The sequence below is a fragment of the Cyanobium sp. WKJ7-Wakatipu genome (assembly GCF_024345355.1).
GTDB classification, from domain to species: Bacteria; Cyanobacteriota; Cyanobacteriia; order PCC-6307; family Cyanobiaceae; genus Cyanobium_A; species Cyanobium_A usitatum.
In genome coordinates, this window is record NZ_JAGQAY010000028.1 from 1 (window position 1) to 25106 (window position 25106).

A 25106-nucleotide genomic window follows, 5' to 3' on the forward strand; every position below is an offset into this window, starting at 1 on the left:
CCTGGGGAGCGCGCTGCAGCTTGCGGTCGATGCGGCCGTTGCGCTGTTCAAGCTTGCTGGGGTTCCAGGGGATGTCGAAATGAATCAGGTGCTTGCAGTGGTTCTGCAGGTTCACCCCCTCCCGGGCGGCATCGGTGGCGATCAAGATGCGCAGCGGTTCTTGATCGGGATCGGCGTTGAATTGGGCCTTGAGCCGCTCGCGGTTGTCTTCACTCATGCCGCCGGTGAATGAAGCGACGCGACGGTCGGCATCGGCGTCACCAAGCAGCTGCCTCAGCTGCCTTTCCAGGTAGCGCTTGGTGTCGACGTAGTCGGTGAAGATCAGCAGCCTGGTTGGGTTCCATATCGCCTTGGCTTCGCCGAGGTTTGGGCAGAGATGGCTGCGCAGAAACTTTTCCAGCAACTTGATGCGGGGATCGGCCAGGGATCGATTGGCCGCTGCGATTTCCCCCATCCGCTCCAGTAGGGCCAGATCGCTTTGATCAGCCTCAACGGTTTGGCGTAAAGCCGCTCGGGTTTGCGCCTCCTCCAGGTTGAGCAGCTCGTCTTCTGTGAGTTCGGCTAGGTCGCTGTCGTTATTCACGCCGCCGAGCAGCAGATCCAGCTGGGCACCTGAAGCCGCCAGGGATTCCCGCCGCTGTTCTTGCTTTTGATCCAGGCTCCTGCGGTGCACCTTGAGGGTGCGAGCGAAGGCCTCGATCGAGCTGAGCAATCGCTTCTGCAAATTGGTGATCACCAGCCGATCGGCATTGAGTTGCCGCTTGGTGGCACCCCCCAGGAGCAGCCGTTGCTCCCGCTGCTTGCGATATTTCTGCAGCAACCGTGAGAGCTCCAGCTCTGGGGTATCTGCTGGCAGGCTGCCTTTTGGTACGGACAGGGGTTCAACAATCCGCTCAGGGAACTCCTCGCCGATGCGGCGTAGGTCGTCCTTGAGGCGGCGAACCAACACCGTGTCCAGATCCCCAGGCTCGAAAGGGACACCCCGCACAAAGCGTGCTGGATCGAGTAGTTCCAACAGAGCCGTGAAGCTGTTGCTGTGGCCGTTGTGGGGTGTAGCCGAAAGAAAAACGCGGTGCTCGAACAGGGGCGCCAGGTCCCGCAGGCTGCGGGTCAAACCGGAATCGATGGCGTAGCGCAGGCTGTTACTGGCCGGCGCAGCGTTGTGGGCTTCATCAAGGATCAGCAGGCTCTGCACCGGGGCCTGGTCTTCCCCGCCCTTGCCCTGCTCCAGCCACACCCGCAGCGGGGCCGAGTATTCCGAGTTGCGCAGCAGGGCATGAGAGATCAGGAAGCGGCTGCCGGTGCTCCACGGGTTGGTGCCATAACCCCGCTCCTGCCGCACCTTGGCCACGTAGGCCCGGTCCATCACCGTGAAGGCAAGGCCAAAGCGGCTGGCCATCTCCTCCTGCCACTGGCGCAAGACCGACGGCGGGCAGCTGATCACGACCCGCTTGATGCGTTGGCGCAGCAGCATCTCCCGCAGGATCAGGCCGGCCTCGATCGTTTTGCCCAGGCCTACGTCATCGGCGATAAACAGGCCCACCCGGGGCATCTGGAGCGCCTTGCGCAGCGGTTCGAGCTGGTAGGCCTTGACGTCGATGCCAGCCCGGTAGGGGGCCTGGAACAGTTCGGCGTCGGTGGCGGTGACGCAGTTCCAACGCAGGGTGTTGAGGTAGGCGGCGAACTGCTTGGGTTGGTCGAAGCCTCGCTGGGCCACCGCTTCCCAGCTGCTCTCCCCAAGCACCTCAAAGTCGATCTCTCGCTCTCGGAACACCGTCAGCCGCTGGCCGATGGCGTCGTCCTCCATGCACGCCATCGACACAACCGTGTCGGCGCCAGGCTCTAGGGGGGCTTGCACGTCTTCCACCAAATAGCGGCGCGTGCGGCACCGCACTACGGCCCCTGGTTTGAGCTTCTGGCGGATTCTGGAGGGGGTGGCGGTCATCGCGGCAGCGGCTGCCGCGGCTGCGTCGGCATCGGTGTTGCTGAGAGAGAGCCAAGAGGCAGTTTGCTCCACCATGAGCCTGTTGGGAACAGCTAGTGCACCAAATTGATCTTGAAAGTGCTCAGCTATGCAGTTGGCGCATACTTTTCCGGCCAGCAACACAGCCTGCGTTGTGGTTTCGCTGGCCGTAGATAGCCCCCTGGGTGTTCATGCGCTCTCCCCACGAGCAGTTCCGGATGGATGCCGCCCTGCAATGCAGCGCTCAGTCGCGTTGGCTGATCCCCAGCTCGGCGTAGCCGGTGGTCGGATCGAGCTCCCGGCGGAACCGCCACTCCGGCAGCAGGCCGATCACCAGCTCGGCAGTGGTGCGCACCAGCGAGCCGGGGCAGAGGTGGCCACCGAGCACGGCGCCGTTGCTGTTGGCCACGGAGATGTGCAAGTGGGCACCATCTCTCGACAAGGTGCCACTGAGGCTGAGGATTTCCAGGTCGCCAAGGATCACGGTGGCTTCGCTCGCCCCCGCCAAGCGCAGCTCCGCCACCGACAGGCTGCCAACGGCGCTGATCAGACAGCCGGCCTGCGCCTCCTGTTTGCCCATCCAGGCGTCCAGTGCCCCGCGCAGGTCAGCGCCCGGCTGTAGCCGCAACGGAACCACCTTCATGGGCTTGGTCCCTCCACCAGGGCCTGGACCATCACCAGGGCATCGACATAGCCAAAATGACTGTGGCGGAATGCCCCCGGGAGGGTGCCAACCACCTGAAAACCATTGCGCTGCCAGCAACCGATACCTGCGGTGTTGGTGCTCACGACCAGGTTGAACTGCATCGAGCGGAACCCCAGCCGCCGCGCCGCCCGTAGGGAGCGCTTGCTGCACCACAGCGGAGGCATCTACTTCGGGGCTGATCTGGAGCAGCAGCTGGCGATTGCCAGCCCCTCAGCCCAGCGCCGCAGCCAGACGCTCACCACCCTGAGCTTTTGCTGCGCACCCTGGGCCTTTGCCTTCATCCGCGAGGGGCTGCAGCGCTACCCGATCGAGCACATCCGCTTCTCCAGGCCGTTGGCTGGCGATAGCTGGTGGCACCACCCCAAAGTAGGGCCCTGTCAGCTCCCGAATTTGCGATCCAACCACTGGGTCAGCACATAGACCCCGATAAACATCGGCAGATAGACGATCCACATGTTTGGCAGGTCAAGCTCTGAGTTGTTGATCAACACCAAGCCGCCGTAGCTGACCGCGCCATAGATCAACGCCCTGCGCAGTGGTCCGGTGATCTTGTTCAAGAGAAATTGCTGTTGGGCTTTGCCCCAGGCTATGCCCAGCAGCTGCTCACTCCTCGTCGTCGCTACCGCCCACGGGCACGAGTCGGATCTGCTTCTTGCCCAGCTTGATCTCGAACTCATCGCCTGGCTTGAGGTCGAGCAGGGCGGTGTAGGCCTTGCCCACCATGAGATTGCCGTTGAACTGGATCTTGGTCACGAAGCTGAGGCTGCGGCCACCCTTGCCACGGCCGGCGGTATCGGCACCAAGGTTTACCCCCTTAGCGCTGAGTAGGGCCTCATAGAAAGCGGTGAAGTTGAGGCGCTCGCCGCCGTCTTTCTTGGTGCTCACATAGCCGCACTCACGCACGAGATCTGACTTAGAGACATCGCCTAGCTCCTTGACTTTGGCGAGCAGTTCGGATCCGGTGAGCATGAGGAATCTAGGCAAATGCATTACGACAAGAACTTAGCGGTGATCAGTGGGTTTGGCATTTGAGCTCTCATATCAATTGCCGGCTGCTCACGATCCTTGCTCCTTTGACCCGCAGGGTTCTCATTTAGCGCCATGAGCGCTATTACTCCGTCTTTGGTGTGCAGGGTCTGCTGGTTCAGCTGATCACCGGCGCCAAAGCCCCAGCCATTCGTTGTCGCGCTCGGGGGCTGAGCCCTGCGCGGACTCCCATAGCTGCTGGTGGAATCCTGCTTCCGCCAGATGCTGCGCTAGCAGCGCTGGGTCGCTGCCCCACGGGGGGCCATCCGGCCGCGGGTGGCACCAGAACAGGCCCAGCAACCAGCCACCTGGGGCCAGCAACCGCGCCACAGTGTCGAGATAGGCCCCTCGCTGGGCTGGATCAATGGCGCAGAAGCAGGTGTGCTCCAACACGCCCTGCATGCTGCCGTCGTTGATGCCGGCAGCCGCCAGCGCTCCCCCATCGAACAGATCAGCCTGCAGCCAGCGCAGCTGGGCGCTATCGGAACCATGCACCGCCTGGGCGCGCTGGATGGCCTCGCTACTGAAGTCCAGCCCGATCACCTCGTAGCCGAGATCGGCGAGCAAGGCCGCCTCATGGCCCCGGCCGCAGCCCGGCACCAACAACCGGCCCGGTGGCTTGGGTGCTCGGCTGTCCGTGCGCAGAAAGGCCTCCAGAGGCGGCGCGGGCTTGCCCAGCTCCCAGCGATCACTGCCCTCGATGTAGCGCTGGTCCCAGTTCGATGCGGCCATGATGCGGATCTCAGCAGCACAGCATTCAAAAGGCGCCCCGTGGGGGGCGCCTTAGCGCCGGTTGCGGCGGTTGCCTCCTCACAAAAGGTTGGCCGGTCGGGTGTCTGTTGGTTCACGCATCACCTGTCTGGAGCCTGGCAGGGAAGGAATGGAGATCACGTTTGGGAGAAGAGATGCTCAAGGCTTGGCCTTCTCGGTTGTGATCACGGCTTGGGTTATGTAGCCCAAGATTTAAGAACGCGGGGATCAGAACTGGCGTATCGCTCTGTGCGGCTACGGGATGGCGTTCGCGCTGCGTCATCGAGTTCACCTGTTGTGTGTCGCATCGTTCGTGAACCTCCGCTGCGGGCACCGGCTCAGGTGATCCCTGACCGGACTCTGTTGGAGGGTGAGGGTCGGGTTGGCTCCCGGGCCTCCCCTCAACTTCAAAGTACGCCTTCTGTGCGGTGATGGTGGCATGCGGGAGTACCTATTGCCGTACCGCCAGCAACCCAGTCAGCGCAGCGATTCGCAGGCTTCCCCGTCAGAATTGCCATCGAGGTAGGTATGCCCTTGCCGCAGCAACTGCTGGGCCTTGGCGTAAGAGCCGATCTCTGAGCAGCGGTAGCGGCGACCCCCTGGGGTGGTGCCATCAGGAATAACGGCTGCGCGCCGTCCGCGGCGGAAGTCCCAGGGGCGGGTGATGCCGCCCTCTAGCTGCCAGACCCCGTACCGGCCCCGGCTGGCACGGTATTCCGCGTCCAGATATTCCTTGGCATCGCAGCCGCTCAGGTACTGCCGATACGCGAATGCCTGACCGTCCTCCACCAGCGCCAGGTTGATGTTGATGTCCGAGATCACCTCGGCAACCGAGCGGCCATAGCGATCGGTGGCCTTGACATCGAGCCTGACCTCGCGGCCTACAGGGAGCCGTTGCTGCAGGTAGCTGCGAGCCTGCTGCCCGTGGGGGCTCTGGGCAGTCTCGGGGGCATCGATGCAGGCCAGCCGTACGGTCACCGCCCGGCCGGCCTGACGAACCCGGATGGTGTCGCCATCGCCAATGGAGAGCACGGTGGCGCTCAAGCCTTGCGGCTGAGCCAGGCCTGCTTGCACGCCCAGCCAACCCAGGCCCAACACTCCGATTGCTGAGCAGAGCCGCAAAGCTGAATCGTTCAACGCATCCCGGAACTTGGGGCTGTGCGTTCGAGCAGCAGCTCCAACTTGCGGTCCTGACGCTCCAGCGCTGTAAGGAAACCTGCAACGGTCACGCCAAGGACAGTCAGCCAGGCCAGTGATGTCCAACCGATGATCCGCCACAGCCCCTTGTGCTGATCGTTGGCAGGCTTTGCAGCAGGGCTCTGAGTAGGGCTGGGCAGATCAGTACCAAGATCTAGAACCAGTCGCAGCAGGGCTTCTGGAGTTGCTGCGACCAGTGCGCTGGAGATGTCCGATGGAGGCACCTGCTGGGATAGCAACTCACGGCAGTGCTGAAGCCCACCACCAGCCCAGAACAGGCCCCAGGCCCGTTTATCGAGCTGCAAGGCCACCCAGCGGTGGGGCCTGGCGTCATTGCGGATCAACTGCGCAGCCTTGGCCAGGCTCCAGCTGCGCCCTGCTGCCACGGATGGCTGGGACTCCAGCAACAACCGACCTTGGGGGTCACGGGTGTAGCCAGTGACGACCTGCAGGGAAAAAACATCAATGATCTGAACTTTGCTTCCCGGCTTGCGCTGCTGCACCTCCGGTGACCAGAAGACCAGCGCACCACGCTCGCTGGAGATGCAGCGCTCCATCTGGGTGTTGGTGGGCATCGCGCGCTCGCCCCTCGGCTACTGGTTGCTCAAGTCTGCCCCCATTGCTCTTGCACAAGAGCAGCAGCAGACCGATCGTTGGAACTCCCAGCCACCGGCAAATGTCCCCAGGCGATTCCAGTGACGATCCCTATGTGCGGATAAGCGTTGAGCTGCGCCAATCCACCCTGGTGTGGCTGGATGACTTGCGCAAGGAGTGGGGAGTGCGCAGCCGTGGTGACCTGGTGAGCCGCCTGCCCGATGAACTGGCAAAGCCCACCAGCGATGCGTAAGCCCCTGTTGCTCGGCGCCGTGGCCCTGCTGAGCGCCGGCGCAGCGCTAGCCCAGCAGCCGGTGCAACCTCTGCCCAAGGTTGGAGGCTGCCCGCTTGGCTACTACAGCTCTAGCGGCTACTGCGTGCCCAGCTCTGGTGGTAACTCCCGTGGCGCCATTGAGAAAAGTGGTGCTGGCTGTCCGCTGGGCTTTTATTCCTCTGGCAACTACTGCCTCAGCAGCCCCAGTAACGAGCGGGAAGCGATCCAGAAGAGCGGCAAGGGATGCCCGCTGGGTTGGTATTCATCTGGTGGGTACTGCGTTAAGAGCCGCTGATTGCCATGGGTTTCCGCTTTCGACGCTCCACCCGCCTGGGCCCGCTGCGCTTCAACTTCAGTAAGGGTGGGCTCAGCTCGATCTCAGTGGGCGGACGGGGTGCCTCGTTCAACATCCCGGTGAACCGCAGCGGCGGCAGCCGGCCTGAGCTAGAGCGTGGAGCACACGTCTGATCGCCCCACCGTGAACACCGCTGCCCTGCGGCGGGTCTACCCAACAGCCGTCAGCTGCGGGGGAGTCATCCTCCTCCTCACATCAGCCTTGACGGCCTCGCTGTAACGACGCATTGCTCTGCTCCATCAAGCCCTCTGGTAGAAAAAGCGATCGGAATGGAGAGGCGTCAACTTTGCTGTCAGAGGGGTGGGACAGGGTACAAACATCTCTCAGACCAATCTGCACTCCCCAGTGGGTCACCACATTCACGCAGTGGTGAATGCCATAACTCACATAGACATAAAACCGCCCTGGCTCACCAAAAAGGGTGTCGTTGCTCGGGGTGCGGCGGCGATGCCCGTGGCAGGCGGGCTCGCTCTGGCAATACGCCTCCGTTTCCACAATCACGCCCCAAAGCAGCGAGCCCGTTGGTTGCCGTTTCACCAGCAGGCAGCCGATGAGGTCGGGGGCAACCTGCTCGGCGGGGCGGGAGAAGAAGGATTGGGGGAGGGATTGGGAGAGCGTGGTGGCTACGGGAGTGGCTTTGGGGTCGCTATAAAGAATGAGGCGAGGGGAGGATTGCAGTAGCATATTGACAATCGACATTCAAGACGAGTGTGCCCAACCATTACCAGCCAGCCCCAATACTTTTGAGGTGTTTGTGCATTTTTGCGATGGTGACAGCAAGCTCCCAGCTCAAGGCAAGTGAACCAACAAAAATGGAACGCTTCAGCTGCGGGGCACTAAAGATGTTGACGCTGAAATCGAGCGCGCCAATATTTTCAAGAAAGGCGGGGCACACGGTATCTGCCGCAGAAATATTCATTCCAAGCAAACGAATCCAGCAGAAAGGGATTCTTCACAGCCTTATGGGCGGTAACGACAGAACATTTACTCGTAGAGAGAATGACAACTTTCGGTCTATTGATGACACAAATGCGAATAACCCTGTAATGATGAGCATCCGCGCGGGAGGATTCTTTTATGGCAAAAAAAGAGCAGAAATTACTGTAGTGCTTTTAAGCGAGGCACATACCTGTATCCCAGCGTGAAAATACCGTAGTGCCAGCAGACAGCCGATGAGCTGGGGGGCAACCTGCTCGGCGGGGCGGGCGAAGAAGCTCTGGGGGAGGACTGGGAGGTCGTGAAGGCTATGGGGGTGGCTTGGTCAGGGCATATTGCGGCACCAGGCTCCAGCCTCAGATTCGAGCGCCTGAGAAATTCGCGTCAATCCAAGAGAGGCTGCCTTTTTATAATCACTACACGCCCCTTGTCTATCACCCGTCTCTTCCTTGGCTACAGCACGATTATTGTAGAGCAAAGCGTCTTGGGGCGCAATCGTGATAGCCTGACTATAGTCATTAATCGCTCCCAGCTTATCTCCTAAATCAGACCTTGCTACGCCACGATTTCCATAGTAGTCAGCGTCCTTCGGGTCAATCGCAATTGCTTGACTATAGTCATCTATTGCCCCTTGAATGTCTCCCAAGTCTCTATTGACATTACCACGGTTGTAGTAAGCATAAGCATATTTTGGATCAATTTTGATAGCTTGAGTGAAGTCGCTAATCGATCCCTTTTTATCACCTAAAGCATCCTTAGAGACGGCTCGGTTAAAATAGGCTGTTTTAAATTTTGGATCAATAAGTATCGCTTGGGTGTGGTTATTAATTGCTTCTAGATAATTTCCTGCCTTGTTTCTCGCAACGCCAGGATTATCATAAATCCACGCAGAATTAGGTTTAATCGCGATGGCTTGGGTTAGATCATCAAAGGCTCCTTGAGCATCACCCAAGGCGGATTTGCTAAATGCCCGATAGGAATAAGCCTCTGCACTCTGCTTAATTGCCAACGCTTGACCCGCCAACCTGATGACCTCCTGCTCACTGCCCTTCTTGCCCAACAACGACTGAGCTTGTGCAAGGTAGTCATCAGCACTCGTTGCCTGAGCAGAAGAAGCAATAACAGCAGCCCCAGAAGCATATTGTTTGTAATAACTAATAGGCACGCCTTGATTAGTACCTGTTGCAACTGCCTTGCCAATGCTTTAGCTGATTTGGCCTGCTTTTTCTGCTTTGCCGTGAATGCCAACAAGCTGCCCCTGCGCGTTGAGCACAGCACCGCCACTTACACCTGGCAGCGTCTGGTTGTCATAAAGCAGTTGATATCCGCCAGGTATTGCAACTGTTGCATTTGCTATTACATCTCCTTTTATAAATCTCATTAGCCTTGTTGGCACTGCTGAGCTTGGCAGCGGAAATCCCGATACCCAGACTGGATTTCCCATTGAAACGCTCTTCACATCACCAATCTGAGAAACCTCATAGGCGTTGGGGCTTGTGAATGTCAGCACTGCCAAATCAACCTCTCCTAATCTCTTGATACTTCCTCGCTCAAGTTGTTGCCTAGAGCCATCGCGCACAAAGATATCCAACTCTTCTCCAGGCTTCTGGTCACTGACAACGTGCCAGGCAGTCAGCACCGTGTAGCGGTTGCCCTCACGCTTCACCAGGACCCCTGACCCTTGCGTGGCACCTTCTATACGCACCGTGATGGCTTGGGCGACCTTGGCTACGACTTCTGCACTCTGGGCGTTGGAAGCTGCTTGGGAGAGCAGCAGAGTGGCAGTGGAGACCGATGCGCCAAGCAAAAGGGGTTGAGCAGTCGGCAGAAGGAGAGCGGCAAGCAGGGCGGGCAGGCGGCGCATCTGGCTTTAGCACTGGCTTCTATAATGATAAGCCCGACCTCAACAGGTCACTTGTCGGCTCTGGCAGGAGGCGTCTTGGCATATTCCTGACGGATTTGGCTAACCAGAAGACCCTGAAGGTCTCTGTATGCCTTATCCCTCTTCTGCACTTCCACCAGCATCGCCGCCTCCACATCAGGCAGCCGAATGGCGATGGTCTTCATTTGACTCCCTCCAAGGGCTCCAGTTGCTCCAATTGCTCAGCAATCTCTGCTCTACAGAATGCTGAGATATTTAGGCAATGGCTTCTCTTCAGCAGCAGCAGTACCTGGTGGAGCTGCTGAGCGCCGCTGTGGCGGTGTCGGTAGTTGTACCAATCCACAAATGACGCCACACACAGGCATGCCTACTCCACGCTGGCGAATGGCCGTCTTGGGTAATCGAGCCGATATTTTGCTGTGCGGAAAAGCGATTCGGAGTAGGGGTTGTCGTTGCTAAGCCTTGGTCTAGAGAAGGAACGCAGTGACCGTGTCAATAAGGTTAATGGGCGCTCAACCAGATTGACATCGGACCACCACCTCTCCCTGCAACCTTCAGGTCTTCCTCCAGTTGTAGGGGGTGGCCACGTGAATGACGAGCTCTGCTTAGCCCTGGGCTACACTCTGGCTTGGCCTACAGTTTCACCTGTAGACGGCCGATAAGCCTGAAGTCAAAAATGCTCGACTGGGCGTGAGAAGTAGTATTTAGAGAAGAGGGAGTAGTAGTGCTGAAGACAGTCGGGATAGACTTCATAAATAATGAAGAAAATCAGGGAGGGGACCTGGTCCAATATTCCTAATTAGCTACCATAGAGAGAAACAGATTTGAACCCTCCACTCCGACCATGCCCGTTTCCATAAACATAGAAAGTGAAGGCCGAGACCTGGGAACATATTTAATTGGGCAGAATGTAGTAGTGGTAGGCAGGTCTAAATCAGCCAATATCCAGTTGCCAACCAGCTGTCAAGCAATAACTTCAAAACATGCTTCTCTAAAAGAGCAAGGCGACAGCCTTTATATCATTGATGGTGACGGAAGCAGGCCATCTACTAACGGGATCTTCATTAATGGAGTGAGACTTGTCCCAGGTATATGGACACGTGTGTCCGAGTCAAGCTTAATAATGCTTGCAGATCCAAGCAAGCAAGGCGCAGTGGTAATTAGAATAAACAGAAAAAGCAATCAATACAAGCAAATTCCTAGTTCGACAAGTAAGACACCATCAATACAGACTCCACAGAATCCTGTGCCGGTGCAAGTGTCTAATGAAAGAGTTAATGTCGCACTCGTGCGCCCTGAAAGGGATAGGAGTCGATGGAAGACACCGATTAATCTCTTCACTCATCTGATTGGGCTTGGATTGTTCATTGCGATCTTGCCGGCGATGATGGGTTCAACCTTAGAGGCTGGGATCGTTCTTGTAATATTAATAGCGTTTGAAATATACTTCCTTCCATCAACAATCTCATTTAATCGGGACCAGCCAAATAAGTTTGCGATTTTGGCACTAAACCTTTTTATGGGTTGGACACTAATTGGATGGGTAGTATGTATAGTATGGTCGCTAACCGCAAGGTAGCTATTTAGCAAGAAATTGATTGACAGCCTCTGCTGAAATTGCAAAACCAACCTGCTGAACAGTACGGTCACTAGGGACTGCGACTGCTAGACCCACGACACATCCCTTGGAATTGAATATAGGACCACCAGAGTTGCCGGGATTAATACCAGCATCAGTCTGAAAAACTCCTGGATCTCCATCAAGCCCAATATTGCTAATAATTCCCTTCGTCAGTGACCAACCCAGAACAACGTCGGTGTTTTCACCAAGTCCAGGACTACCTATGACAAAAACATTGTCTCCGATTGTGAGAAGTGAGGAGACTTTTGCTACGGATAGCCCATCCGAAGAAGTATTTAGTAATGCGAGGTCGTCACTTAGCTTGTCTTGACTTCCTATCTTAACTACAGTTCCAGTAGAGGGAGGATTATTTAAAAAATTGAGAGTGACCTCCTGGTGACCTTCCACAACGTGAGCATTGGTCAGTACGCTTGAATTTCCATTAGAAGACGAAATTACAACACCACTCCCAGTACCACCATTTGAGGTTTTAATTTGTACAACAGATTCTTTGACCATATTATAGAGTTCAGGATCGTCCAAAATCGAATCAGAACAGATAGTTTTTACTGGTTTAGCCTCAATCTGGGTCTCAGCAGGCTTCTTTTGTTCAACAATATCAGATTGATTTCTAAAAAGGGCGAATGCAGTAAGACCTCCAATTGCAAGAAATATACAGAAAAAGACAGGAATAGCAGAAGATTCCTTAGTTGCTTTTGGTGAAGTGGTAGATACAGGAGGTTGGTTGTTGGCAGCCTTATGAGCAGGAACTTGAGCTGGGACGCTAGGAGAATCTAATTGCAAACCAACTGAAAGAATTGGTCCATCACTACCAAGGCGTATCCTATCATTATTTGATAAAGCTCGTGCCTTGGAGATTCGATCACCATTAAGATAGGTGCCTCTACTTGATCCCTGGTCTTCTATAATCCAACGCTTAAAGGAATTTGAAAAGCGAACTTGGCAATGGTGATCAACGACAAAGGGGTGCAGTTGTTGTATTACCGATGATGGATTACTGCCAATTTTAATAACTTTATCAGGCAATGCAGTATAAAGCTGCCTTTGCTTAGAGGAGTCAATAAATGCGATCGTAATTGATTGACTCATAGGAAATTCGGTAATTTTACTGTCCCTTGACCTGTAGCACCGGGTTTTGAAGCTGACCTGGATTGAGATCTTTGCTGCAGAGGGAAGATCTGATCCGGAGCAAGACTTGATTCCTGATCGGCTTGTAAAATGTTACTGTTGTCAGAAGTGCCGTTATTAACAACAGGGACATCAACGGTAGAAGTGTGAATACACGGGCTGATACTTTTTTTTTAAAATCTGGATTTAATTTGGGAGCAAAATTCTCTAAATTTGCATCAGTCACCTCAGAAAAGTTACTAACTGAATTGAAAAGCTTTTTGTCGACAGGGATGTAAACTATCGCCAGGGTACAGTCATCTCCAGAACCATCACGGGAGAAAGTCTCAAGCTGCGAGGAGAGATCACTTGATAACTGTTTTGCAGTGCAACCAGTCTTTAATAAATCAAGGTAGTAGTTAACTATAAGCGAATAGTCTTCAGAAGACTTCAGTGATTTTATAATACCGTCCGTAGAAAAAACAATGATTCCTGAAGAATAAGGTATATGTGCTATCTCTAGACGCGAAATTGCATTTGACTGACAAAGGGAAAAGGTAGCTTCTCCGGGCGAGTCGTCATGAATTAAGAATTTTGAATAACGACCGTTATGATTTCTAAAATATACCGTAGAATCTCCTAATGATGCGATAGAAATAGAGTCACCAGAGACATAAACAATGCAAAGAGTTGCTCCGTAAAGCTTCAGCGAAAATACTTTGAGAGGATCAACTGCTGAGATCTGCTCGGTAAAGTGTGAATTGCATTGTGCGGACCACCTACTAATGACTTCTTGAAATAAATCTAGCGGATCTAGACTGGCTGGGTCATTCTCAAAAGCTATCTTATATACTTCAATACTTATTGCAACAGCAAACTTGGATCCAAACTCTGAATATGGATGTGTTGATGAACCGTGACCATCTGATATAGCTACACAAAAATGGATTCCATCAGGAGCTATCCACGATTCGACTGAATCCTGGTTTGCAGTCTCTTTCGCAATATGTGTATTGCCAATAGAAGATGCAACAAAAACCCTTGTAAACTCTTCAGGCATCAGAATACAGTCCCTGGGTCAAGAATTGTCTGTGAGATTTCCGGCATAGGCACATATGTAGCGCTTCCTTGCTGTGTAGTGGCTCCTGATGAAGAGACAGAAACTGCTACAGTAGAAGCCCAGCTAATATAGTTTGATAATTCCGTACTATTGTGTGCGTGTAAGGGTTTGATTTCCATATTAAACATAAATCGCTCCATTACGCCCCAATCAATTTCACTATCTGGTCCCATACCAATAGCAATTCGAACACTTTTAGCACCCCAGGGACTTGACATCAGGCGCTTTAATGCAGCATCATAATTATCAGTAGGATGCCCGTCTGAAACGAGTACAACCACAGGGGGGAGGGAGCGTGTGGGTAAATTATTTTCAAGATCCTCACAAAGAAGCTCTATTGCTTTTCCCATAGATGTGGCACCATTTGCTTGTAGATCTTGCCAACTAAATGTATCTACATCAACTCCAGGATAGGTATGCCAACGTGCTGTGGTGCTAAATTCGATGGCATGCACTTTAAGCTCAGCGTTAGGCTGAGAGCTAGCAGCTTCTGACATTCCAGGTATTGATTGCCTAACTGATTGATTTAATGCCTGAATGCGACCATTCATTGACATTGATCCGGATGTATCCAAAAGATAATAAAAATTAAGCTGACGCTTGGAGATTGCTAAACCAGGAACAGGCATTAATGATCACGCAATTGTGAATACGATAGCATCTGAACTCTGCGTGTCAAGAACGATACCTGATCCGATGATTATGCTCTTGCCAGGGGGGACCTCTGAAGTCTTTTGCTCGGGCAGGGTAGCTTGCCATTTAACGTCAGTTTCATTACGTAACCCCAGAATATGCTTATCCTTCGGATGCCTAATAACTGTTGCTATAATTTTTCCATTCGATTCTAAGGTTACACCAGGTGACGCGAGATATTCACGACTCTCATTTTGAATACGAAGCGGGGTAAAGTCATGAGCACACTCCCAGCATCTTATGGTTTGAGATGTCATCGGAATGCAAAAATTTTCCTGTCCGCAGGAAGGACAATGGGCTAGGGAGTCAAGTATACGACGCACTTCAATGCTCCATTTCGAGTCTGGAACACGATTGTCGGGGTGATGCAGGCCTTGACTGAAAGCTAGATCAAACGTAGCCATCAGACTTTCAGGAAGAATATTGGCCATATAAAGAGGTGCACCATGGAATTCTGGATCTGGACGATTTGAAGAGTCATTAAGGTCAAAGATATAAGTAGCTTCAGTGCCGTATAAATATTTTTGCGCGGGAGCGTCAAAGATCTTGATTTTTGCTTCGCGCGCACCCTCTAGTGGATTACCCCGTAAAAGAAGATAAAAAAGCAGTACAGCGAGTGAATGATAGTCGGTATAGATCGAGGGCTTTGACTGTCCTTCAACAATCTCTGGGGCCATGAATCTAGGCGTACCCAAAACATTGGCAGAATAGTCATAAGCGCTATCGTAGCAGATATTATCAATGTCGACAATACAACAATCTCCGGTGTCAGGATTGAAGAAAAAGTTATTTATGGAGACATCTTTATAGCATAAACCCCGAAGATGAAGCTGTGAAAATGAATCTGCTAAATTAAGACATGCGTTGAATAATGGTCTAAAGTCTAGCTGGCATTCACCGTTGAGAAATGCTGCAGGCGAAATATAGTTTGGCGGTCTTAGCTTCATTATGTACCCGTAATACGTACTATCTTGAAAAACAACTTCTAGGTAGTCCAGAGCCCAACAAAAAGCTGGGCTGGGAGATCCCATTTTAACTAGTTTCTTTATCCTCGAATGTATTGATTTGTCTTTTTCAAGAGTCGAGCCGTGATAAAGCTTTAATGCGTATTCCTTGTTATCAGATGATCTAACATGGTATGCCGAACCTTGAGTACCCTTGCCGAGTATTTTAACCAAGGCAATATTATCGCTTGGAGATAGAATGCAGCCCGTTGAATGAACGATACGAAAGCCTTCACTCATGAGATGGGTCCAGCTGCAGATCGTGGTACTATTACTATAGTATCTAGAATGCCTTGGACACGCTCGAACTGGAGGCACGACTCGGTGAGTACTGCCAACAGCTTGCCTTGCTGAAGCAAGAGGACATCAGGGAACCGAACCAGTCGCTGATCCTTGACTTTTTTTGCATTGATGAGGTGTTCGCCGACTTCCTCAGAAAAGATGTATTCTGCGACACAGCTTCTCGATATCCCACTTGGAAATTTATAAATCTACGTGAATCCGGTCCAAACAGGATTGTAGATATCAAGGAATTGTCCAATTTGCTCATCTATCAAAATTCTCAGTTTAAAGCCGTTTGGGCAGAAATTATAAAAAATACAGCTAAGCATCAGAATCATTTAGGTATTCTGCTAAATATTTCTAGTCTGATTAGTAATTCTGAGGATGTCAAAGGAAATTCTTCTAAGAAGGAAAATGAATTCACAGGTTTGGTCGAGACTGATGCACCAATATCTATGGGGCCAATCGATATTAAAATAGCTAGTATCTCAGATCGTATCCAAGTATCCTCAAATAAGATTGGAGTTGCGCAAAATTCTCAAAGTCAAATCAATCCAGGCTTATTGACCTTAATGCTCATATCTGCTTTTGGTTTCGCGGCTGCGATGATTGGATCTGCTGTAAATGTGCCTAGCACTCCAACCTCAGATTCTCCATCTTCTCCATCTTCTCCATCTTCTACTTCTTTTGATGACATATCAGGCTTAAATCAACTAGAGACCGATAGCAAACAAGCTGTATTAATCTGTGAGCTTCGTCCGTTAATAGACAAAGCTAACTCTCTGACGCTTAGCGATCAATCCTTGGTTGCACGTAAGACACAATTAGTCTCTAGTGCAAATACCGCGATAAAATTTTTGGATCAAACGAGCGGAAATGGTAATAAGTACTGGGAAGATCCTAGTTGTACATGGGGCCAGCAGTGGTTTGACAATGATGCAAACAACGAATTTCGACTATTTATAGCAATCAGCAAAAAATGTCGTAATCCAGCCATTAAATATAAGTATGCTAAGGACGAGTCGGGAAATGTTGTAACAGGACGCGGTACATACAATGCGACTGGGCATCAGAAGGGAGAAATTAGGCTGCCATATCCACAAGATGGAGTTTCATACACCTCTATCGAAAACGTAACTTGTACTTGAGCCTAATCCCAAATGCCTTGCATTCAGTTTCCTAATTGAAGATGTATATCTTAGGACGGCTTACTTGCTTCCCGGGTATCGATTTGACATGATGAACGTCAATATATAGTTATATTATGAGAGATTATTCATTAAGAGCTTGGCCCTCCGCCGGTATTGCAATAGTTAATACTATTTTGGAGTTCGTATTCCGAAATTTTAGGTCTATAATTCCTGCCACAATGACCATCGTGCACTTGGTTGGTGGACCGAGGTACATTCGGTTCATGCAGTTGGCGGGTCCTGTTGCGGTTACGGTGCGCCATAACATCCCCACTGCTGATGGGAGCCTGCTCCACTACCAAGCTGTTGCTTCAGTACCCTTCGGAGTCAGCATCGGCGCAGTCGCCGATGAGGTTTCTCCATTCTCTTTCCTTAGGAGGCTAGCAAGCTTGGTTAACAGCTTCCCCCGGTTGGCAGAACCCGGCTTTCCCTTACAATAGTGGGAACCTACATTTTTTATATGGAACTAATTCTCTCCGATCCAATCAGTAGCCAAAGAATATCAGGCGTGTATCTGGACAATGGATTAAAGACGATTGGCAGGAGCTCAGATTGCGATATTGTTGTTCCTGCTAGGTTTGGTTCAATTTCTGGTATTCATGCCACCCTAGGTTGTTCTAGTGACTCTCTTGAAATAATGGATGGCAATGGTCAAAAGCCGTCTGCGAATGGGACGTTTGTTAACGGTAAACGAGTTCCTCAAGAAACTTGGTCAAAAATCACGAAGGGTGATCAAGTTTCGCTTGGAATTCCAGGAGCTACCGGGTCACTCTCACTAGTTGTAGGTCAAGAAGATACATGTAGCAAAAAGGAGATCAGATCTCCACAATCAGTATCAAGAGGTTCTGTTCCCAGTCACCCCACATCAACGACTCGGTCTGGCAATCCCGAAGCGTATGTTCATAGCAGTGGTCATAATTCTCGGCCCCTGACATCCAACGATAATGTTAGCGCCAGAATGAAGATAAGGCTTCGCAAGATTGATCAATATCTTGCCAATGGCTATTCACTGACAAAATCACAATTCGCACCTGAATTTTTAGGCCAAGATGAACGCAAGCATACCATAAGTATTTTTTCTAACAATCCAGCAGGCTTCTCCTGGGTAGGCTTTTTCTTCGCATTTGCGGTATGTACACAGATTAGAGAGTGGAGCTACTTCTACGTGCTCGGGATTTCTAACATTACTCTTTCAATACTGTCCATACTTTTTAAAAGGGATCTCACTTTCGTAGCTGATCTCGGAATCGCCGTCATGTATGGCATTTATTTTCCCTATTTGAGGCATATGGCGCTATCGCAAGCGGTTCCTGAATTCGGGAAAGGTCGATCAATTATTCAAGGTTATCTTCTATCAGTTCTGGTTGTTGTCCCCGGATCACTTCTGATATATTTCTTTCTCCCTTCCTGAGAATTTTTCCTGCAAGTCCAGTATTATTGCAAAATAGTTTGTGCGTTGTTGCTGTTGTGTTTACTGTTCTTTCAAAGATCCCAACCATAGATGTTGACTTGTACCACTACTTCGCAGTGGCATTGGAACCATTGTCTGTAAGTCCAAGGCACCTGCTGCTGAGTTTGCTTTGTCCTTTTTCTTGAGGGTTGCGGCAGGCTTTACAGCGTCCACTGTTCTGTTGGGGTATCTGGTCTGGCGCTGGGGTGAGGTCAGGTGTCGTGATCGCCAGTGTTCTCCCGTCACACTCCTTCCCCTAGCTCTCCTGCTGCGCAAGACGATCTGCGCGCTAGCGAGCATCAACGCGCTAGCAGAGCAGGTGGCGGCTTCCAATTATCCAACGACAATCTGGTTGAGGGGCGCGCCAAACTGGTTGACCGCTCTGGAGGGGTTCAGCTGAATCCGGTTGCCATGCGCAGGGCACCGGGCCATGCCTGCTCCTCTCACCGTTCAACAGATTGCGCTGTACCCACAGTGGTTCCTTTTGTCGGTGGCGGTGCTTGCCCGGTGTCAACTACTTAGGCCGCCTACCTAATCGTCGCCGAACACTGTGCTAGGGATCCTGAGTGGCAGCAGGAGCTCCCGTGATCTGGAGGTGTTTGCTAAACGGCTTCGGCAGGTGTTCAACCAGGCGCTGGAACCCGCCTCCTCCCAAGGGATTGGGATCAGGGCCGCAAAAGTGGCCAGCAGCAGTGGATGGAAACGGGCCATGCTCGAAGCCTCCAATGATTCATGCGGGAAGGCTCAGCCAGCCCCTCACGATCAGGCCGGGGGTGGCGGGAGGGGGGCGAGAGCGCAAGCACGGCGCAGGAGAGCTTTACGTAGAGACAGCGCGCGCTCTGAGCCATTGGAAAAGATGAATACCGAGGAATCAGTAGCACGCACACCCCTCGCCACATATTCAATACAATCAGCTCACAGTTGCAAACACAAAGCCGAGCGCCAAGAAGCCCAACTCAGGACATATAGAAAGCAATAAAGGGGGCTATCGTAACAGTAAAAACAAAGGACAATCGGATTATGGTTGTGAGGCGCGACTTGGTCGCATGACTGAGACCCCTGGAGTCAGACGCTTGAGCTACTGTTGAACCATCAGGCTCTCCTCTAATATTTCTGGATAGTATTGTACTCAGAAGAAGCAGGATGCAGCCCGCGTAAGCAAGGAAATACAGTCTATCCATAAAAGTTATATAGGAAATCTGCGGGATTTCGGATCGGAACGAACTATGCATAAAAATAAGAGTCAAAAGAATTGTGGGTGGTATTGCTATTTTCACCTCCCAAGCATCATTGCCAAGCCGGTCAAACATTGAAGCAACCAATAACACAAATGCGATTGGGGCTATATAGCGATAAAAGCTAGATCCGGTGGCGCGCTTGAACTGTGTCCTAAAAACTATAGCAGGATTAAGCCTAAGAATGTTGCCAGCATCAGCCGAATTAAGCTTTTTGCCGGCAATAAAATCAGCGACTAAGTCCCCCTCTTCGGATTGAGTTTCAAAAATGTCGTAAGCGCACAACCACTGTGGACCATACAAGTTCTTGTCTAGCTTCCACTCTTTTGAATAGCCACAATCTTGCTTATTGTAGAAATACGAATTAATGCGCCAATCCGGATCGGAGTTATCAGTGTAATCCAGATCTGACTCAAGCAGGATGTCGGGAGCCTGGATAGGAGTGGAGAATTTAATGTTCAACGTAGCGATATCAAAAGGAAATTTTCTGAAATCATGAATGATTTTAAAAATCCCCTTGAATGCATAGGATTCCCTGTAGCTCTTTACACCATTGTTCGCGGGGAAAGAGCTTCTCCAAAGTAATTTTAACATTCTCTCTTCTTCACTCGCAAAGTTTATAGACAAAGCCGACATTAGATTGGTTTTTGCAGACTGCTCTAATTGGTTTTGTGCGCCTTCATAGTCTTGAATAGATTGATCATCCCACTCAACAAGTAGCTTTCCATAGGCATATGCCGTGGCCTGCTCGTCATCGATAAAAGAAACCTTATTTATCTGTAGTCCAATGGTAGACGGAGTTGGCGCAGAGTATCCCTTTATGGGTACTCCACTTTCCTTTCTGAAGCTCGTAACAGCTGGCAGCAAAACATCTTTTTGCCAAAATCCATTACTGGAAACCTCACCACTTGCGTTTGGAGGCATCTCGTCATGTTCAATGATATCCCTGATTCCAAAAGAGGTAAAAATCACTGTAAATGCGAGTGTCAGGATCGCGAGGCTTTTCGGCAAGCGTTCCGTGATTTTAGAGATCTTAGATAAAAGCCCGCGAAGATTAAATTTCATGCAAACCGTGTACGCCGTTAATCAGCTTATAAGCCACCCCCTCTCCAAGCATCAACATACTGCAATCAATCTTTGCATAGCCGGAGCAAATACCAATGCTTTATATCAATGCAACGCTACACTTAAGAGATGGGAAGGGTCAGCCAGCCCCTCACGATCAGGGGGGAGAGCGCCAGCACGGCGCAGCCGAGTTTTCCGTAAAGGCCGAGGTAGCGCTCTGAGTCACTGAACAGGCAGGAAAGCAGACCGTCGGCGAACGACAGCAGACAGACCAGGTAGCCGATCAGAAACATCAGATCCATGCAGGTCATGTAGGAGACCCCGGGCAGATCCTGCTGCAAGGTGTTCTGCAGGAAGATCAGCGAAAGGATGGCCGCGGGTGGAGCGGTGAGCTTGACCTCCCAGTAGCGCACCCCCAGGCGCACCACTGATACCACCAGAAGGGAGACGATCGCCAGGGGCATCACGTACTCCAGCATGGATTTGAGTGGGTTTCTGGAAATGAAGATCTTGAACGCAGTCTGGCTCTTGGTTGTGGCGCTGCCATCTCGCCAGGAGACATTGGATGCATCAGCGAAGTTGCTGGTGTAGATCCAGATCTCACCGGCGAAGCTTGTGCCATCGAGCTTGTAGCCGGAAATATTGAAGACCCTTGGGGGCAGATGAAACTACTGGAACTTGTAAATCAACTCCCCGTTTTCATGGACAGGGTTGGTCACCAAGATGCTGAGCTTCTAACGATCAAATGGGTAACTACGAAGATTGATAGAAGGAGCAGCAAGCTTGCCGTCAAAGGATGTTTCGTTCCAATAGCTGGCATCGCCAGCGGCACCATGGTCAACCACTGGCTTCTGTGAAGAGATTTCCTGGTTGACGTCGATCTCGTCGAGAAAGTTGAGATCAAATCGACCCATCTGGCCCGGGTCAACCTTGCCTTCAATCATTGGTGTCTTGGTCCAGTTGTACCAGAGCCAACCACGGGCCTTGAAGGTGAGCCTGCTCAGATCAAGGTCATAGAGGCTGTCGATGTAAAGCCCAAGATCAACCTCCGCAGCCGTATTCCTTTTGTCAGGGAAAACCTTGAAGAAGGTCTGGGCGGGGATCACCTGCTCGTTCGGACAGCTGATGTAGCTGCGGCTATCTTGCTCCACCACGCCAGCCAAGACCACCGCCAGCAGCAGCGCAAAGAACAGGGATACCAGCAGCCGCAACAAGGACTGTGCACCCGAGGTGAGCGCCCCCTGCCTGATCCTGCGAAGCAGCTCGCGCATCGAGGCGCGACAATTGGGGAAATGCTAGGCCGGGCTTCACCAGGCCAGGAATTGCCTACCCCGGCGCAGCACGCAGACGCGCTCAAGCCTCAGATCCTTGGCGCCTGTATGGCTGCGTTGCAGCTGCTGCCGCAGGGCCGCCTCCAGCGGTGGCCCCTCCAGCTCGGCGGGCACCCATTGCATCCGCTCCATGGCCACCCATGTCGCCTGATCCGGTTGCGGGTGCTCACGCCGGGCTTCCGCTCCTGAGGCCCAGAGGGCTGAGAACCCGGAGGTCTGCAGACAGCGGTAGTGCACGCGCAGCAGCTGGTGGGATCGGATGTTCAACGCATTGGCTGGCGGACTCGTACCATGCCGCAGGCCAGGGCGTGGCGCCAGTCACAAATCCCGTTGTTCGCAGGTAACGGGCCTGGAGGAGCCTGCTGCGGCGATGCTGAGCCCATCTGCAAGTCCCATGAATGACCTTCACGAAGCGTGCACGTCCCACGGCCCTGCTTGTGGGACTGGGCCTGCTTGCGGGGGCTGCAGCGTTGGCCACCTGGGCCTGGCAGAGGCGCCTGCCCCCCGAGTTGCGCACACTCAAGCGGGTGGTGGAACGCCTCAGCCGCGGCAACGATCTGGGGACGCAACCCATCGCTTTCATGGTGGGTTCGGGCAGCTATGCGGCCTACCTGGCAGAGCAACGGGGCCTCTGCAAGCCCAATCAATGCGAGCTGTTCGCACAGCTCAATCCCTACAAGCGCTACGCGAATGGATGGGATGAGCTGATGCGGCAGGGCTATGCGCTGGGCGATATCCAGGGGTGGTCCACCTCCAGCGGCACGGTGGTATTTCCGCGGGCCACCTTCCGGGCCTATGGCCACCATGAGGGCTACCTGGCCTGCACGGTGGCGCATGAGATCGCCCACTTCCGGCGCCATCACGTGTTCAAGAGCAGCTACCAGGAGCATCACAACTTCAAGGCGCTTAAGGAGAAGCCCAAGGAGCTCGCGCTGATGCGCCTGTCGCGACAGCAGGAGCTGGAGGCGGATCGCGATGCGGCCGACATGATGGCCCGCGCCGGTTACAAGGGCCGCGTCTGCCAGCAGGAGCTGGAATTCGCCCATCGTTCCGCGGGCGATGGCAGCGCCACTGAACCGGAATCCACCCATCCCGGGTACGAGGAGCGGGTGAAGGCCATGCGGCTGCACTACGACGCGATGGAGAAAAAGCCGCTTAAAGCCCAGGGATCGACCCGTGGCAGCTTCCGCTACGACGCCACCGACAACCTGCTCACCTTCTCTCCTCAGCCTTAAGGGCAAGGTCGGTATGCAAAGAATGCATCGCACGGCGCATCAGGGCTATCGGTGCTGCCTGGGTTTTACGCGAGCTCTTTACAGCCAAATCCCCCCACTTCTGCTGAACTATTCAGTAAGGAAGCAGCCCTGATGCCAGTACCCGTTCTCGCCCCCGGAGCTTCATCGAGTGCCGGAGCGCTGAATGGCTCGTGCGCAGCCTGGGCCGGAGCTCGGACGGGCAGCAGGTCGTGGATTTGGTGGGTGTCTCGCCCTTCCTGAAGGAGAAGGAAGCCCTGTTCCTGGTGGACGTGAGCTCTTTGGCCCTGAGCAGGACTTGCCACCGGTAGCAACTATGTGCGGTTGCGTGGGCCCTATCTGATCGGCTGCCGTATGTCGGAGCTGTGCACGGCGACAATTAGGTAGGCGCGCCCGCTTATGTAGTTGACACCGGGCAACTGGGTGCCGCTGCTGCTGACACCAGGACTACGGCTCCACTACTGATTTATCCAACTACCCCATCTGGGGCCTGTAGCCCTTCTTAGCTAGAGTGCGAGCTGCCACTATTTGATACTGATGCAGATAGAAGTGCTCGAGAGAGAGCAAGCACAAAGCACAAGAGATATTTCACTTTGGGATTACAGAAATCCAGGCAAGTAAAATAAATGAAAGAGAAGAGACCAAGAACTCCAGTTGCCCCAGCGATGCCCTTTCATTCAGCATCCTCTCACGCAACTGAAGTTTTGCAAAATGAATTAGAGCAAGCGCCAAGGCTAAAACGACAAGGTAAAACTGAGGCTGACCAATTTCATTAGCATAGTAGCGCACAAGAACGCCCGCTCCTAGCTCCCCCACAAGAGCAAACAAGAAGCAATTGTCAATAATAAAGCGGGTCACCAGGCTTGCTCAACTCTATTTATTCTAGTTTGTCGGAATAGAGTGTCAAGAGTGATTCTATGAGTTGCGTGGCGAATGAAACCTGTAAGCAATCTATTCCGCAAGGCGTCCCCAAGCAAGTTTGTTCCGTCGTTATTTAGCCCTTCGTAGCACTGAGGGTCTCCGGGAGAAAAAGTCTGGGAGTTTTGGGAGCAGTGGCTTGGAAGTTGGCTGGGCGACCCCTGGGCCACCGCTGAGACATCAAGCTCAGCCTGCGGTCGTTGAATGACGTGCCCGCTTGACGCAGTGGTGAATGCCATAGCTCACATACACCTAAAACCGCTCAGGCTCACCAAACAGGGTTTCGTTGCTGGGGGAGCGGCGGCGATAGCCGCGTGTGGCGGGGTCGTCTTGGGAATACGCCTCCGTTTCCACAATCACGCCCCACAGCAGCTCACCTGAGGGTTAGCGCTTCACCAGCAGGCAGCCGATGAGGTCGGGGGCGACCTGCTCGGCGAGGCGGGCGAAGAAGGAATGGGGGAGGTGCTGGGAGGGCGTGGTGGCTATTGGAGTGGCTGGAGGCTATTGGACGTGAGCCTGGAGCAAAGGACTATGGCTGAGCAGTAGAACAGTCCTATCCAAAAAACATTGCTGAAGCTGAAGATAAATCTAGCGACATACCTTTTGCATTGACCGTCAACGTGGTGAAATGCTTGTTGCTTTCATTGGCGGCGTCAGCCCCCCTGCTGGCCCGTGACTGCAGCTCAGCTCTGGCCCAACAGCCGGTGCAACCGCTGCCCAAGGTTGGAGGCTGCCCGCTTGGCTACTACAGCTCCGGCGGCTACTGCGTGCCGAGTAAAAGCACCAACACCCGCGGCGCCATTGAGAAAAGTGGTGCTGGCTGTCCGCTGGGTTTCTATTCCTCTGGCAACTACTGCCTCAGTAGCCCCAGTAACGAACGGGAGGCTATTCAGAAAACCGGCAAGTCCTGCCCACTGGGCTGGTATTCCTCAGGCAACTACTGCGTCAAGAGACGCTGAGCAATGGGTTTCCGCTTCCGTCGCTCCACCCGCCTGGGTACCCACCGAGAACACCTCCGAGTCAGGTGCTGTCCTTGAGGAATGAGCCCCTGATGAATCGGACATGTGAGCAGGGTGACGCAGTGCCTGCCAACCTCATAACGAAAGTGCTGGCAAGTCATACAGACCTTTGAA

General features: G+C 53.0%; 30 protein-coding genes and 3 pseudogenes. 10 read left to right on the top strand and 23 right to left on the bottom strand.

The window, feature by feature from the left end:
* The 3 genes from drmD to KBY83_RS12505 form a co-directional block, all read right to left on the bottom strand.
* On the bottom strand, positions 1-1945 hold a 1945-nt coding region (drmD, locus tag KBY83_RS12495; RefSeq protein ID WP_255019834.1), incomplete at its 3' end, for a DISARM system SNF2-like helicase DrmD.
* Between the two features lie 262 nt (positions 1946-2207).
* Complete coding sequence (locus KBY83_RS12500; RefSeq protein WP_255019836.1) at positions 2208-2606, bottom strand: PPC domain-containing DNA-binding protein; 399 nt, start codon at positions 2604-2606, stop codon at positions 2208-2210.
* On the bottom strand, positions 2603-2752 hold the full coding sequence (locus tag KBY83_RS12505; RefSeq protein ID WP_255019837.1) for a hypothetical protein: 150 nt from the start codon (positions 2750-2752) through the stop codon (positions 2603-2605). Before KBY83_RS12505 ends, KBY83_RS12500 begins: the two co-directional genes overlap by 4 nt.
* On the opposite strand from KBY83_RS12505, the gene KBY83_RS12510 reads away from it, so the two are divergent.
* Positions 2742-3089, top strand: a complete 348-nt coding sequence (locus KBY83_RS12510; RefSeq protein ID WP_255019839.1) for a hypothetical protein — start codon at positions 2742-2744, stop codon at positions 3087-3089. The genes KBY83_RS12505 and KBY83_RS12510 overlap by 11 nt on opposite strands.
* Here KBY83_RS12510 and KBY83_RS12515 read toward each other — a convergent pair.
* The 5 genes from KBY83_RS12515 to KBY83_RS12535 all read right to left on the bottom strand — a co-directional run bounded on the left by KBY83_RS12515 (position 3047) and on the right by KBY83_RS12535 (position 6217).
* Positions 3047-3226: a hypothetical protein gene (locus tag KBY83_RS12515; protein WP_255019841.1), complete on the bottom strand. Its 180-nt coding sequence runs from the start codon at positions 3224-3226 to the stop codon at positions 3047-3049. The genes KBY83_RS12510 and KBY83_RS12515 overlap by 43 nt on opposite strands.
* Before the next feature lie 46 nt (positions 3227-3272).
* On the bottom strand, positions 3273-3638 hold the full coding sequence (locus KBY83_RS12520) for an AbrB family transcriptional regulator (protein WP_255019842.1): 366 nt from the start codon (positions 3636-3638) through the stop codon (positions 3273-3275).
* 183 nt (positions 3639-3821) lie between these two features.
* Positions 3822-4427, bottom strand: a complete 606-nt coding sequence (locus KBY83_RS12525; protein ID WP_255019843.1) for a methyltransferase domain-containing protein — start codon at positions 4425-4427, stop codon at positions 3822-3824.
* Positions 4428-4922: 495 nt separating this feature from the next.
* The gene (locus KBY83_RS12530) at positions 4923-5582 is read right to left on the bottom strand and encodes a thermonuclease family protein (protein WP_255019845.1); all 660 of its coding nucleotides are present in this window, start codon (positions 5580-5582) and stop codon (positions 4923-4925) included.
* The gene (locus KBY83_RS12535; protein ID WP_255019846.1) at positions 5579-6217 is read right to left on the bottom strand and encodes a hypothetical protein; all 639 of its coding nucleotides are present in this window, start codon (positions 6215-6217) and stop codon (positions 5579-5581) included. Before KBY83_RS12535 ends, KBY83_RS12530 begins: the two co-directional genes overlap by 4 nt.
* 101 nt (positions 6218-6318) lie before the next feature.
* On the opposite strand from KBY83_RS12535, the gene KBY83_RS12540 reads away from it, so the two are divergent.
* From KBY83_RS12540 to KBY83_RS12550, 3 genes are read left to right on the top strand one after another with little or no spacing between them, the layout of a single operon-like run.
* A complete protein-coding gene (locus KBY83_RS12540; protein ID WP_255019847.1) occupies positions 6319-6489 on the top strand; it encodes a hypothetical protein in 171 nt (56 codons plus the stop codon).
* A complete protein-coding gene (locus KBY83_RS12545; protein WP_255019848.1) occupies positions 6482-6805 on the top strand; it encodes a hypothetical protein in 324 nt (107 codons plus the stop codon). The genes KBY83_RS12540 and KBY83_RS12545 overlap by 8 nt, the downstream gene beginning before the upstream one ends.
* 5 nt (positions 6806-6810) lie before the next feature.
* On the top strand, positions 6811-6978 hold the full coding sequence (locus KBY83_RS12550; RefSeq protein WP_255019849.1) for a DUF4236 domain-containing protein: 168 nt from the start codon (positions 6811-6813) through the stop codon (positions 6976-6978).
* Between the two features lie 235 nt (positions 6979-7213).
* Here KBY83_RS12550 and KBY83_RS12555 read toward each other — a convergent pair.
* A pseudogene (locus KBY83_RS12555) lies at positions 7214-7549 on the bottom strand (DNA-3-methyladenine glycosylase); the annotation flags it as partial.
* 83 nt (positions 7550-7632) lie between these two features.
* Between KBY83_RS12555 and KBY83_RS12560 the strand changes: the two are divergent.
* The gene (locus KBY83_RS12560) at positions 7633-8010 is read left to right on the top strand and encodes a hypothetical protein (protein ID WP_255019850.1); all 378 of its coding nucleotides are present in this window, start codon (positions 7633-7635) and stop codon (positions 8008-8010) included.
* 116 nt (positions 8011-8126) lie between these two features.
* Here the strand turns inward: KBY83_RS12560 and KBY83_RS12565 are convergent, their stop codons facing one another.
* The 4 genes and pseudogenes from KBY83_RS12565 to KBY83_RS15535 all read right to left on the bottom strand — a co-directional run.
* On the bottom strand, positions 8127-8966 hold the full coding sequence (locus tag KBY83_RS12565) for a tetratricopeptide repeat protein (RefSeq protein ID WP_255019851.1): 840 nt from the start codon (positions 8964-8966) through the stop codon (positions 8127-8129).
* Between the two features lie 39 nt (positions 8967-9005).
* Positions 9006-9665: a serine protease gene (locus tag KBY83_RS12570; protein WP_255019852.1), complete on the bottom strand. Its 660-nt coding sequence runs from the start codon at positions 9663-9665 to the stop codon at positions 9006-9008.
* Between the two features lie 47 nt (positions 9666-9712).
* Positions 9713-9868, bottom strand: a complete 156-nt coding sequence (locus KBY83_RS12575) for a hypothetical protein (RefSeq protein WP_255019853.1) — start codon at positions 9866-9868, stop codon at positions 9713-9715.
* A 122-nt stretch (positions 9869-9990) separates the two neighbouring features.
* Positions 9991-10161: pseudogene (locus KBY83_RS15535) on the bottom strand (integrase core domain-containing protein); the annotation flags it as partial.
* 366 nt (positions 10162-10527) lie between these two features.
* Between KBY83_RS15535 and KBY83_RS12580 the strand changes: the two are divergent.
* Positions 10528-11262: a superinfection immunity protein gene (locus tag KBY83_RS12580; RefSeq protein ID WP_255019855.1), complete on the top strand. Its 735-nt coding sequence runs from the start codon at positions 10528-10530 to the stop codon at positions 11260-11262.
* Here KBY83_RS12580 and KBY83_RS12585 read toward each other — a convergent pair whose 3' ends face one another.
* Genes KBY83_RS12585 through KBY83_RS12600 form a run of 4 tightly spaced genes read right to left on the bottom strand, consistent with a single transcriptional unit; the run spans position 11263 to position 15489 of the window.
* Positions 11263-12414, bottom strand: coding sequence for a trypsin-like peptidase domain-containing protein (locus KBY83_RS12585; protein ID WP_255019857.1), 1152 nt, complete (start codon positions 12412-12414; stop codon positions 11263-11265).
* A gap of 16 nt (positions 12415-12430) precedes the next feature.
* On the bottom strand, positions 12431-13492 hold the full coding sequence (locus KBY83_RS12590) for a protein phosphatase 2C domain-containing protein (RefSeq protein WP_255019858.1): 1062 nt from the start codon (positions 13490-13492) through the stop codon (positions 12431-12433).
* Positions 13492-14181, bottom strand: a complete 690-nt coding sequence (locus KBY83_RS12595) for a VWA domain-containing protein (RefSeq protein ID WP_255019859.1) — start codon at positions 14179-14181, stop codon at positions 13492-13494. The genes KBY83_RS12590 and KBY83_RS12595 overlap by 1 nt, the downstream gene beginning before the upstream one ends.
* Before the next feature lie 6 nt (positions 14182-14187).
* Complete coding sequence (locus KBY83_RS12600) at positions 14188-15489, bottom strand: serine/threonine-protein kinase (protein WP_255019860.1); 1302 nt, start codon at positions 15487-15489, stop codon at positions 14188-14190.
* A gap of 53 nt (positions 15490-15542) precedes the next feature.
* Here KBY83_RS12600 and KBY83_RS12605 point away from each other — a divergent pair, with 53 nt between their 5' ends.
* Both KBY83_RS12605 and KBY83_RS12610 read left to right on the top strand, forming a co-directional pair.
* Complete coding sequence (locus tag KBY83_RS12605) at positions 15543-16679, top strand: hypothetical protein (RefSeq protein WP_255019862.1); 1137 nt, start codon at positions 15543-15545, stop codon at positions 16677-16679.
* A gap of 502 nt (positions 16680-17181) precedes the next feature.
* Complete coding sequence (locus KBY83_RS12610; RefSeq protein ID WP_255019863.1) at positions 17182-18132, top strand: FHA domain-containing protein; 951 nt, start codon at positions 17182-17184, stop codon at positions 18130-18132.
* 995 nt (positions 18133-19127) lie between these two features.
* Here the strand turns inward: KBY83_RS12610 and KBY83_RS12615 are convergent.
* The 4 genes from KBY83_RS12615 to KBY83_RS12630 all read right to left on the bottom strand — a co-directional run bounded on the left by KBY83_RS12615 (position 19128) and on the right by KBY83_RS12630 (position 22069).
* The gene (locus tag KBY83_RS12615; RefSeq protein ID WP_255019865.1) at positions 19128-20471 is read right to left on the bottom strand and encodes a hypothetical protein; all 1344 of its coding nucleotides are present in this window, start codon (positions 20469-20471) and stop codon (positions 19128-19130) included.
* Between the two features lie 122 nt (positions 20472-20593).
* Complete coding sequence (locus KBY83_RS12620) at positions 20594-20950, bottom strand: hypothetical protein (protein ID WP_255019866.1); 357 nt, start codon at positions 20948-20950, stop codon at positions 20594-20596.
* A gap of 255 nt (positions 20951-21205) precedes the next feature.
* Positions 21206-21742, bottom strand: coding sequence for a hypothetical protein (locus tag KBY83_RS12625; protein WP_255019867.1), 537 nt, complete (start codon positions 21740-21742; stop codon positions 21206-21208).
* Positions 21743-21778: 36 nt separating this feature from the next.
* Positions 21779-22069 carry a hypothetical protein gene (locus tag KBY83_RS12630; RefSeq protein WP_255019869.1) on the bottom strand — a complete coding sequence of 97 codons (291 nt, stop codon included), beginning with the start codon at positions 22067-22069 and terminating at the stop codon, positions 21779-21781.
* 131 nt (positions 22070-22200) lie between these two features.
* Here KBY83_RS12630 and KBY83_RS12635 point away from each other — a divergent pair, with 131 nt between their 5' ends.
* Entirely contained in the window at positions 22201-23037 is an 837-nt protein-coding gene (locus KBY83_RS12635) for a M48 family metalloprotease (RefSeq protein WP_255019870.1), read from the top strand.
* A gap of 606 nt (positions 23038-23643) precedes the next feature.
* Here KBY83_RS12635 and KBY83_RS12640 read toward each other — a convergent pair.
* Together KBY83_RS12640 and KBY83_RS12645 are read right to left on the bottom strand one after the other, a co-directional pair.
* Positions 23644-23913, bottom strand: coding sequence for a hypothetical protein (locus tag KBY83_RS12640; protein WP_255019872.1), 270 nt, complete (start codon positions 23911-23913; stop codon positions 23644-23646).
* Positions 23914-24228: 315 nt separating this feature from the next.
* A pseudogene (locus KBY83_RS12645) lies at positions 24229-24459 on the bottom strand (DNA-3-methyladenine glycosylase); the annotation flags it as partial.
* 158 nt (positions 24460-24617) lie between these two features.
* On the opposite strand from KBY83_RS12645, the gene KBY83_RS12650 reads away from it, so the two are divergent.
* Positions 24618-24932 (top strand): hypothetical protein, encoded by a 315-nt coding sequence (locus tag KBY83_RS12650; RefSeq protein ID WP_255019873.1) that lies wholly within the window; start codon positions 24618-24620, stop codon positions 24930-24932.
* Positions 24933-25106: the final 174 nt, after the last annotated feature.

What these genes read in the sequence shown, in the direction of transcription:
- KBY83_RS12500 (WP_255019836.1), bottom strand. Translation starts at nt 2,606, where the DNA reads ATGAAGGTGGTTCCGTTGCGGCTACAGCCGGGCGCTGACCTGCGCGGG.
- KBY83_RS12595 (WP_255019859.1), bottom strand. Translation starts at nt 14,181, where the DNA reads ATGCCTGTTCCTGGTTTAGCAATCTCCAAGCGTCAGCTTAATTTTTAT.
- KBY83_RS12580 (WP_255019855.1), top strand. Translation starts at nt 10,528, where the DNA reads ATGCCCGTTTCCATAAACATAGAAAGTGAAGGCCGAGACCTGGGAACA.
- KBY83_RS12560 (WP_255019850.1), top strand. Translation starts at nt 7,633, where the DNA reads ATGGTGACAGCAAGCTCCCAGCTCAAGGCAAGTGAACCAACAAAAATG.
- KBY83_RS12545 (WP_255019848.1), top strand. Translation starts at nt 6,482, where the DNA reads ATGCGTAAGCCCCTGTTGCTCGGCGCCGTGGCCCTGCTGAGCGCCGGC.
- KBY83_RS12590 (WP_255019858.1), bottom strand. Translation starts at nt 13,492, where the DNA reads ATGCCTGAAGAGTTTACAAGGGTTTTTGTTGCATCTTCTATTGGCAAT.
- KBY83_RS12600 (WP_255019860.1), bottom strand. Translation starts at nt 15,489, where the DNA reads ATGAGTGAAGGCTTTCGTATCGTTCATTCAACGGGCTGCATTCTATCT.
- KBY83_RS12610 (WP_255019863.1), top strand. Translation starts at nt 17,182, where the DNA reads ATGGAACTAATTCTCTCCGATCCAATCAGTAGCCAAAGAATATCAGGC.
- KBY83_RS12615 (WP_255019865.1), bottom strand. Translation starts at nt 20,471, where the DNA reads ATGAAATTTAATCTTCGCGGGCTTTTATCTAAGATCTCTAAAATCACG.
- KBY83_RS12540 (WP_255019847.1), top strand. Translation starts at nt 6,319, where the DNA reads ATGTCCCCAGGCGATTCCAGTGACGATCCCTATGTGCGGATAAGCGTT.
- KBY83_RS12585 (WP_255019857.1), bottom strand. Translation starts at nt 12,414, where the DNA reads ATGAGTCAATCAATTACGATCGCATTTATTGACTCCTCTAAGCAAAGG.
- KBY83_RS12570 (WP_255019852.1), bottom strand. Translation starts at nt 9,665, where the DNA reads ATGCGCCGCCTGCCCGCCCTGCTTGCCGCTCTCCTTCTGCCGACTGCT.
- KBY83_RS12550 (WP_255019849.1), top strand. Translation starts at nt 6,811, where the DNA reads ATGGGTTTCCGCTTTCGACGCTCCACCCGCCTGGGCCCGCTGCGCTTC.
- KBY83_RS12625 (WP_255019867.1), bottom strand. Translation starts at nt 21,742, where the DNA reads ATGCGCGAGCTGCTTCGCAGGATCAGGCAGGGGGCGCTCACCTCGGGT.
- KBY83_RS12575 (WP_255019853.1), bottom strand. Translation starts at nt 9,868, where the DNA reads ATGAAGACCATCGCCATTCGGCTGCCTGATGTGGAGGCGGCGATGCTG.
- KBY83_RS12635 (WP_255019870.1), top strand. Translation starts at nt 22,201, where the DNA reads ATGACCTTCACGAAGCGTGCACGTCCCACGGCCCTGCTTGTGGGACTG.
- KBY83_RS12525 (WP_255019843.1), bottom strand. Translation starts at nt 4,427, where the DNA reads ATGGCCGCATCGAACTGGGACCAGCGCTACATCGAGGGCAGTGATCGC.
- KBY83_RS12535 (WP_255019846.1), bottom strand. Translation starts at nt 6,217, where the DNA reads ATGCCCACCAACACCCAGATGGAGCGCTGCATCTCCAGCGAGCGTGGT.
- KBY83_RS12620 (WP_255019866.1), bottom strand. Translation starts at nt 20,950, where the DNA reads ATGCTGGAGTACGTGATGCCCCTGGCGATCGTCTCCCTTCTGGTGGTA.
- KBY83_RS12520 (WP_255019842.1), bottom strand. Translation starts at nt 3,638, where the DNA reads ATGCTCACCGGATCCGAACTGCTCGCCAAAGTCAAGGAGCTAGGCGAT.